This is a genomic window from Burkholderia sp. COPS (assembly GCF_019425585.1).
GTDB lineage: Bacteria > Pseudomonadota > Gammaproteobacteria > Burkholderiales > Burkholderiaceae > Burkholderia > Burkholderia cepacia.
Window position 1 is genome coordinate 1 of the sequence record NZ_WIXR01000033.1, and the last position, 7,352, is coordinate 7,352.

Below are 7,352 nucleotides of genomic sequence, written 5' to 3' on the forward strand. Positions count from 1 at the left end.
CGGCAGAAGGTGATGTTCGGGCCGGCGAGCGTGCTCGGCGTGCCGAAGCGCGGCGCACGCGACAAGGAGATCGCGATGCTGGAAGGGGTCGGGCTCGCGGGCAAGTGCGAACACGATCGGAACCAGCGGTCGGGCGGCCGGCAGCGGCGCGTCGGGATTGCACGTGGACTCGGGACCGACCACGGCGAGATGCTGTTCGACGAGCCGACGTCCGCGCTCGACCCCGAGATGATCAACGAAGTGCTCGACGTGATGGTCGAACTCGCGCAGGAAGGGATGACGATGATGGTCGTCACGCACGAGATGGGCTTCGCGAAGAAGGTCGCGCATCGCGTGATCTTCATGGACAAGGGCGCGATCGTCGAGGACGACCGCAAGGACGATTTCTTCTCGAATCCGAAATCGGAACGCGCGAAGGACTTCCTCGCGAAGATCCTGCACTGAACGCTGCCGCGACGCATCCGCCCCTTCCGATCGCCCGCTCCATGCCGGCCTTTCCGATGAAACGACTGCCTTCCCTCAACGCGCTGCAGATCTTCGACATCGTCGCCCGCCACGGCAGCTTCACGCGCGCCGCCGAGCAGCTGTGCCTGACGCAGGGTGCGGTGAGCCGGCAGGTCCTCGCGCTGGAGGCGTTCTACCAGTTCCCGCTATTCAAGCGCACGCCAAAGGGACTGACGCTGACGGCGGAAGGCGAGCTGCTGTTACCGACGGTGCGCGAGAGCTTTGCGCGCATCGAAGAGGTATCGATGCGCCTGTCGCGCCGGCGCACCGAGCTCGCGCTGAAGGTGCCGACCTGCATGATGCAGTGGATGTTGCCGCGGATCATGCGGTTTCAGTCCGAGCACCCGGAACTCCAGGTGCAGATCACGACGACCTGGGGCCATCACGTCGATTTCCGCATGGAGCCGTTCGACGCCGCGGTGATCTACGCTCCCGGCGCCGGCCCCGACATGTACGCGATCCCGCTGTTCGAAGAGCGGCTCACGCCGGTATGCTCGCCGGACCTGCTGAACCGCCATCCGCTCGCAAGCGTCGACGACCTGGCCGACCATACGCTGCTGCATCCGACCCGCGATCACCGCGACTGGAAACGGTGGCTCGACCATGCGGGCGCACCGCACGTCGACTCGACGCGCGGATTGAGCTTCGAGACGCTCGACCTCGCCACCCACGCGGCGATCGACGGCTACGGCATCGCGATCGGCGACCGGACGCTCGTCGACGAAAGCGTGGCGGCGCACCGGCTCGTGACGCCGTTCGACGTGTCGATGCCGACCGGGATGGGCTATTACTTCGTGTATCCGGGCGGCGCCGAGCAGCAGCAGAAGATCCAGCTGTTCGGCGACTGGATCACGGGCGAACGCGAGCGCCAGACCTCCGTTTTCAATCGGCGCGCGTGAGCCGGCTCATCGGCACGGCACGCAAGCGCTTGCGTACCGCATACGGCCGCCCGGCGCACCCGACCGGATCCGGCCCGCGCAATGCCGGCAGGCAGCGATTTCCCCTCGCTTCCAGTTCGCTTTCGAACCGCTCCGCAACCGTGAATAAACGGGATTATTGAATCCAAAAAATTCGATATTTTATTTTCGGCTTATCCACTAAACTTTTCATGGCAATTCGCCGACCTTCGTTTGCCGAAGCACTTCAATTCTCCGACTCATTAAATCAATCAAGGAGTTTGAAATGTAAGCTGCCGCAATTTCATCGGGAACCACACCGTCGATTCGTGTCGGCGACGTGCTGGCGGGTCGGCAGCGGCGGCACGACGACCGAGTATCGCCGGGACGGTGAAGGCCGAACCCGGGCGGATACACGGGTTCCTGATCGAGGTGCCTGGGCGCGAGGGTTTCGCGCCATGAACGGCGCAATGCGAACTGCCTTTTGGCATTGCGTCGCCTTTTTAATTTGATCCGGATTGTTTTAACCCATTCACCGTCACACGCAAACCGAATCAAATCAAAAATAGACAATCCGACGTGCCGTGCGCCGTGTAGTCGCTTCTTTATTTTGACTTTTAACCTGCAGTTTGCCGGCGGACATGCCGGGAACAACGCGACACCATCCGGTCAGCTTATCTCCCGCAACGTCCCCAACAGCACCTTCCTGCAACTCGCGACCATCTGCGCTTCCGGATCGCGATATTCCGTGAGCAGCCACGCCGCGCCGACGTTCGTCATCGCGCCGACGAGCGCGAGCCCGATCAGCCGCTGCTCGGTGCGTTCCGCGGGCGTCGCCGCTTCGCGCGGCGCGCCGATCGCCATGATCAGCTTGCCGAAGTCGATCAGCATGCGCTGGTAGGTCATGTCGGTATCCGCGCTCACGCCCATCACCTCGAGCAGCAGCACGCGCGCCGCGCACGGGTCGCGCAGGAACGCGAAGAACGCGGCGAGCCCGGCATCGATGCTCTCGCGCAGATCGCCGCCGCGCTCGGCCACTGCCCGCGCGACTGCCTCGTGCAACTGCTGCGCGTGATGCAGGTAGGTGCAGCGCAGCAAATCCTCGGTGCTGTCGAACGCCGCATAAAAATAGCGATCGTTCAGCTTCGCTTCCTGGCAGATCGACCGTACCGTCGCCTTGCGGAACCCGACCGTGCCGAACACGCGCGTCGCCGCGCGGATCAGCGCGTCGCGCCGCTCGGCGGCCCGCACCTCGGGCGCCACGCCGCCATACGAGCGGCCCCGTTTTTCCGTTTCGAGTGCTTTCTCCATTCCGCTATTTGACATCAGGACACCCGAAAACTAAAGTGGTGACGACCAACACCACATTAGACGCGCCGCCGGTACAGGGCAAGCGGAACGGGAGGAGCAACGGATGAACGGGTTTTCCGGCAAGGTCGCCGCGATCACGGGCGCCGGTTCGGGCATGGGCCGCAGCCTCGCGGTCGAGCTTGCGCGGCGGGGCTGCGAGGTCGCGCTCGCCGACGTCAACGAAACCGGGCTCGCCGGCACGGCGGCCGCCTGCGCCCAGCATGGCGTGCGCGTGAGCACGCGGCGGCTCGACGTCGCCGACCGCCATGCGGTGTTCGCGTGGGCCGATTTCGTGCGCGCCGGGCATGGCAAGGTCAACCTGATCTTCAACAACGCGGGCGTGTCGCTGGCCGCCAGCGCCGAGACCGCGGACATCGCCGATCTCGAATGGATCGTCGGCATCAACTTCTGGGGCGTCGTGCACGGCACGCAGGCATTCCTGCCGCACCTGCGCGCGTCGGGCGACGGACACGTCGTCAATACGTCGAGCCTGTTCGGGCTCGTCGCGATGCCGACGCAAAGCGCTTACAACGCGACCAAGTTCGCGGTGCGCGGCTTTACCGAGGCACTGCGGATGGAGCTCGAACTCGACGGCGCGCCGGTCAGCGCGACCTGCGTGCATCCGGGCGGCGTCGCGACGAACATCGTCGACGCGGGCCGCGTCGATACCAGCATCCACGCACTCACCGGCCAGGACGAAGCGACCCATCGCCGCCAGGCGAACCGGCTGATCAACGCGACGACGGCCGACGAGGCCGCGCGGCAGATCCTCGCGGGTGTCGAGCGCAATGCGCGCCGCGTGCTCGTCGGCGCCGACGCACGCCGGCTCGACAGGATCGCGCGCCTGCTCGGCGCCGGTTACCAATGGCTGATGCTGCGCCACGTGCGCCGCGCCCGGGCCCGCAACCTCCGCCCGAAGGAAGTCCCGGCTGCGCTCCCGACCACGCCCACCAAGGACCCCGCATGACCTCGACGACGACCGACCGGCGCGACGCGCCGCCCGCCCCCGGCGACAGCCGCGACCTCGACGTGCTGATCGTCGGTGCCGGGCTGTCCGGCATCGGCGCGGCGTATCACCTGAAGCAGCGCTGCCCGTATGCAAGCGTGGCCATCGTCGAGGCGCGCGACGCGATCGGCGGCACCTGGGACCTGTTCCGCTATCCGGGCGTCCGTTCGGATTCCGACATGTTCACGCTCGGCTACAGCTTCCGCCCGTGGCACAGCGACAAGGCGATCTCCGACGGCCAGACGATCCTCGACTACATCCGCGACACCGCGCGCACCTACGGCATCGACAAGACGATCCGCTACGGCCAGAAAGTCGTCGCGGCCGACTGGGATTCGAACCGCGCGCGCTGGACGGTACGCATCGAGCGCACGCAGGGCGGCACGACCGACACGCTCGTCTACACCTGCCGCTTCCTGTTCATGTGCAGCGGCTACTACGACTACGACGCCGGCTACCTGCCCGACTGGGCCGGAATGGACACGTTCGAAGGCAAGCTCGTGCATCCGCAGCACTGGCCGAAGGACCTGTCGTACGCGAACCGGCGCGTCGTCGTGATCGGCAGCGGCGCGACGGCCGTCACGCTCGTGCCGTCGATGGCGGCCGACGCGCAGCACGTGACGATGCTGCAACGCTCGCCGACCTACATCGTGTCGCTGCCCGCGCGCGACAGGATCGCGAACGCGTTGCGCCGCGTGCTGCCGTCCCGGCTCGCGCACCGGCTCGTGCGCGTGAAGAACGTGCTGCTGACGATTTACCTGTACAACGTGTCGCGCCGCAAGCCCGACCAGACGAAGAAGTTCATCATCCGCGCGGCCAGCAAGCAGCTCGGCCCCGACTTCGACGTCGCGAAGCACCTGACGCCGCGCTACATGCCGTGGGACCAGCGCGTGTGCCTCGTGCCGAACGGCGACCTGTTCAAGTCGATCCGCGCGGGCCGCGCGTCGATCGTCACCGACGAGATCGAGCGCTTCACGCCGACCGGCCTCAAGCTGAAGAGCGGCCAGCAGCTCGACGCGGACGTGATCGTCACCGCGACCGGGCTGAAGGTGAAGATGCTCGGCGGCGCGCGCGTCACGGTCGACGGCCGCGCGGTCGACCTGCCGGAAACCGTGTCGTACAAGGGAATGATGTACAGCGACGTGCCGAACCTCGCGTCGTCGTTCGGCTACACGAACGCGTCGTGGACGCTGAAGGCCGAGCTGATCGCGCGCTACGTGTGCCGGCTGCTCAATCACATGCGCGCGAACGACTACGACACGTGCGTGCCGCGGCTCGGCGCCGGCGAGCTCGGCGACGTGCCGGCCGTCAACCTGAGCTCGGGCTACATCCAGCGTGCGGCCGGCATCCTGCCGAAGCAGGGCCATCGCAAGCCGTGGAAATTCCATCAGAACTACGTGCGCGATCTCGCGTCGCTGAAGTTCAGCCCGCTCGCCGATTCGGCGATGCATTTCGAACGCCGCGCGAAAGCCGGCACGGCCGCCGCGGCGCCGGTTGCCGAACCCGCACTCGAACCCCGTTGAGGCCGACATGACCCCTACGCTCCATCTGATCCAGAACGTCCTGCTCGGCGTCGTCGCGGCGCTCGCCGCGCTCGCGCTGTTTACCGGTTACGTGGCCCGTCGCGTGATGCGCGCGTTTCCGCCCGAAGGCCGCTTCGTCGACGTCGGCGGCGACCGCATCCACTACGTCGAATACGGTAGCGGCCCGCCGATCGTGTTCGTCCACGGGCTTGCCGGGCAACTGCGCAATTTCGCGTACCTGCCGCTCGCGCGGCTCGCGCAGCAGCATCGCGTGATCCTCATCGACCGCCCGGGCGCCGGCCGCTCGCTGCGCGGCGCGGCTTCGCAGGCGAACGTGTTCGCGCAGGCCCGCACGGTCGCCGCGTTCATCGACGCGCTGCGGCTCGACAAGCCCGTGCTGGTCGGCCACTCGCTCGGCGGTGCGATCGCGCTTGCCGTCGGCCTCAACCATGCGGACCGCGTGAGCCGGCTCGCGCTGATCGCGCCGCTGTCGCACCAGCAGACCGAGCCGCCGGCGCCGTTCAAGCCGCTGATGCTGCCCTCGCCGCTCGTGCGCCGCTTCGTGTCGTGGACCTTCGCGATCCCGCTGACGATCCTGACCGGCCGCAAGGCCGTGCGCCAGGTGTTCGCGCCGGAAGACGTGCCGCGCGACTTCCCGGTCAAGGGCGGCGGCCTGCTCGGGATGCGCCCGCACGTGTTCTACGCGACGGCGACCGACCTGCTGTCGGCGCCCGTCGACCTGCCCGCGATGGAACGCCGCTACGCGGAACTCGCGCTGCCGGTCGACGTGCTGTACGGCCGCGCCGATCCGATCCTGAACTGGCGCGAGCACGGCGACGCGCTCGCGAAGAAATCGGCGCGCGTGCGGCTGAAGGTCGTCGAGGGCGGGCACATGCTGCCGGTCACGATTCCGGAGGCCACCGCCGACTGGCTGCTCGAGGTCGCCGCCGCGCCGGCCGAGGCGGCTCCGCAGGCAGCGCGCGTCGCGCACTGAGCCGGAAACCGGCGAAACCGGGCCTGATTCCGCGCCCGCCGTGCAGCCGAAGCGGCGGCGGAATCAGGCTGCGTCGTCGGGCACCGACAGCCCGAGATCCGCGATCACCTCCCGCGCGCTGCGGAATGCCTCGACCGCGGCCGGCGCGCCCGCGTACAGCGCGCTGTGCAGCAACACCTCGCGGATCTCGACGAGGCTCGCGCCGTTGTTGAGCGCGCCGCGAATGTGCCCCTTCAGTTCCGCGCTGCGGCCGAGCGCCGCCAGCATCGCGCACGTGCACAGGCTGCGCGTCTTCAGGTCGATCCCGCCCCGCTGCCACGTGCTGCCCCACGCATGCTCGTTCAGCCAGTCCTGCAGCGGGCGCGAAAAACCGTCGAGGTCGCGCATCGCGCGCTCGACGAACGCCTCGCCCATCACGTCGATTCGTCGCGCCTTGCCGTTTTCCCTGTCCTGTTCGCTCATGTCCGGGTCCTGTATGGAGTCGTGGCCGCGTCGGCATCGTCGGCAGCCGGGGATTTCGCGCCATGTTCATCGGGCCGGCGCGTTTCGTCAAAGATGCGGCCCTCGGTTCGAAGCCATCCGCACAACGCGATATCGAACGCTACGTAACATCACGCCGCGCGTTACGGCGGCTTACGGGAACATCGCAACCGCCGCGCCCGCGCACCGAGCATGCCCGTCGCGCGAAAGCGCCGTTACTCCGTTTAAATCGCGCCGATATTCCCGATACCTGCAATAAAGCGCGACACCGTTTCGCGAATTCTGTCGTGGCGCGGAATTTGCAGAGAAGGCTTGGACACACTTCCAATGTCGAGGCCAACATGCACACACTCTTCAAGAAGACGACGGTAACGATGGCCGTCTCGTCGCTGCTCGCACTATATGGTTGCGGCTCGGTCGACGGACCGACGACCCCGCCGACGATCAAGCCGAGCACGTCAGGGACGGGCGGCAGCTCGGGGACTTCGGGTACGTCGGGCGGTGGGACGTCGGGGACTTCGGGAGGCGGGACTTCGGGTAGTTCGGGGACTTCGGGTACGTCGGGTACTTCCGGTACCTCAGGCACTTCCGGTACGTCG

6 protein-coding genes and 1 pseudogene are annotated in these 7,352 nt (G+C 67.2%); 5 read left to right on the forward strand and 2 right to left on the reverse strand.

Annotation, left to right across the window (positions count from 1 at the left end; genetic code table 11):
* Together FOZ70_RS25590 and FOZ70_RS25595 are read left to right on the forward strand one after the other, a co-directional pair.
* A pseudogene (locus tag FOZ70_RS25590) lies at positions 1-444 on the forward strand (amino acid ABC transporter ATP-binding protein); the annotation flags it as partial.
* A 56-nt stretch (positions 445-500) separates the two neighbouring features.
* Positions 501-1,403: a LysR substrate-binding domain-containing protein gene (locus FOZ70_RS25595; protein WP_219707150.1), complete on the forward strand. Its 903-nt coding sequence runs from the start codon at positions 501-503 to the stop codon at positions 1,401-1,403.
* Between the two features lie 666 nt (positions 1,404-2,069).
* Here FOZ70_RS25595 and FOZ70_RS25600 read toward each other — a convergent pair.
* Positions 2,070-2,711 carry a TetR/AcrR family transcriptional regulator gene (locus tag FOZ70_RS25600; protein ID WP_224051506.1) on the reverse strand — a complete coding sequence of 214 codons (642 nt, stop codon included), beginning with the start codon at positions 2,709-2,711 and terminating at the stop codon, positions 2,070-2,072.
* A 103-nt stretch (positions 2,712-2,814) separates the two neighbouring features.
* Between FOZ70_RS25600 and FOZ70_RS25605 the strand changes: the two genes are divergently transcribed.
* From FOZ70_RS25605 to FOZ70_RS25615, 3 genes are read left to right on the forward strand one after another with little or no spacing between them, the layout of a single operon-like run.
* Positions 2,815-3,717: an SDR family NAD(P)-dependent oxidoreductase gene (locus tag FOZ70_RS25605; RefSeq protein WP_219707154.1), complete on the forward strand. Its 903-nt coding sequence runs from the start codon at positions 2,815-2,817 to the stop codon at positions 3,715-3,717.
* A complete protein-coding gene (locus FOZ70_RS25610; protein ID WP_059494705.1) occupies positions 3,714-5,279 on the forward strand; it encodes an NAD(P)/FAD-dependent oxidoreductase in 1,566 nt (521 codons plus the stop codon). The genes FOZ70_RS25605 and FOZ70_RS25610 overlap by 4 nt, the downstream gene beginning before the upstream one ends.
* A 7-nt stretch (positions 5,280-5,286) precedes the next feature.
* Positions 5,287-6,273 carry an alpha/beta fold hydrolase gene (locus FOZ70_RS25615; RefSeq protein ID WP_219707156.1) on the forward strand — a complete coding sequence of 329 codons (987 nt, stop codon included), beginning with the start codon at positions 5,287-5,289 and terminating at the stop codon, positions 6,271-6,273.
* Between the two features lie 63 nt (positions 6,274-6,336).
* Here the strand turns inward: FOZ70_RS25615 and FOZ70_RS25620 are convergent, their stop codons facing one another.
* Positions 6,337-6,735 carry a carboxymuconolactone decarboxylase family protein gene (locus FOZ70_RS25620; RefSeq protein ID WP_219707160.1) on the reverse strand — a complete coding sequence of 133 codons (399 nt, stop codon included), beginning with the start codon at positions 6,733-6,735 and terminating at the stop codon, positions 6,337-6,339.
* Between the last annotated feature and the right edge of the window lie 617 nt (positions 6,736-7,352).

Bases quoted from the DNA above. Each gene is read 5' to 3' on its own strand.
- FOZ70_RS25595 (WP_219707150.1), top strand. From the start codon at position 501: ATGAAACGACTGCCTTCCCTCAACGCGCTGCAGATCTTCGACATCGTC.
- FOZ70_RS25600 (WP_224051506.1), bottom strand. From the start codon at position 2,711: ATGGAGAAAGCACTCGAAACGGAAAAACGGGGCCGCTCGTATGGCGGC.
- FOZ70_RS25605 (WP_219707154.1), top strand. From the start codon at position 2,815: ATGAACGGGTTTTCCGGCAAGGTCGCCGCGATCACGGGCGCCGGTTCG.
- FOZ70_RS25610 (WP_059494705.1), top strand. From the start codon at position 3,714: ATGACCTCGACGACGACCGACCGGCGCGACGCGCCGCCCGCCCCCGGC.
- FOZ70_RS25615 (WP_219707156.1), top strand. From the start codon at position 5,287: ATGACCCCTACGCTCCATCTGATCCAGAACGTCCTGCTCGGCGTCGTC.
- FOZ70_RS25620 (WP_219707160.1), bottom strand. From the start codon at position 6,735: ATGAGCGAACAGGACAGGGAAAACGGCAAGGCGCGACGAATCGACGTG.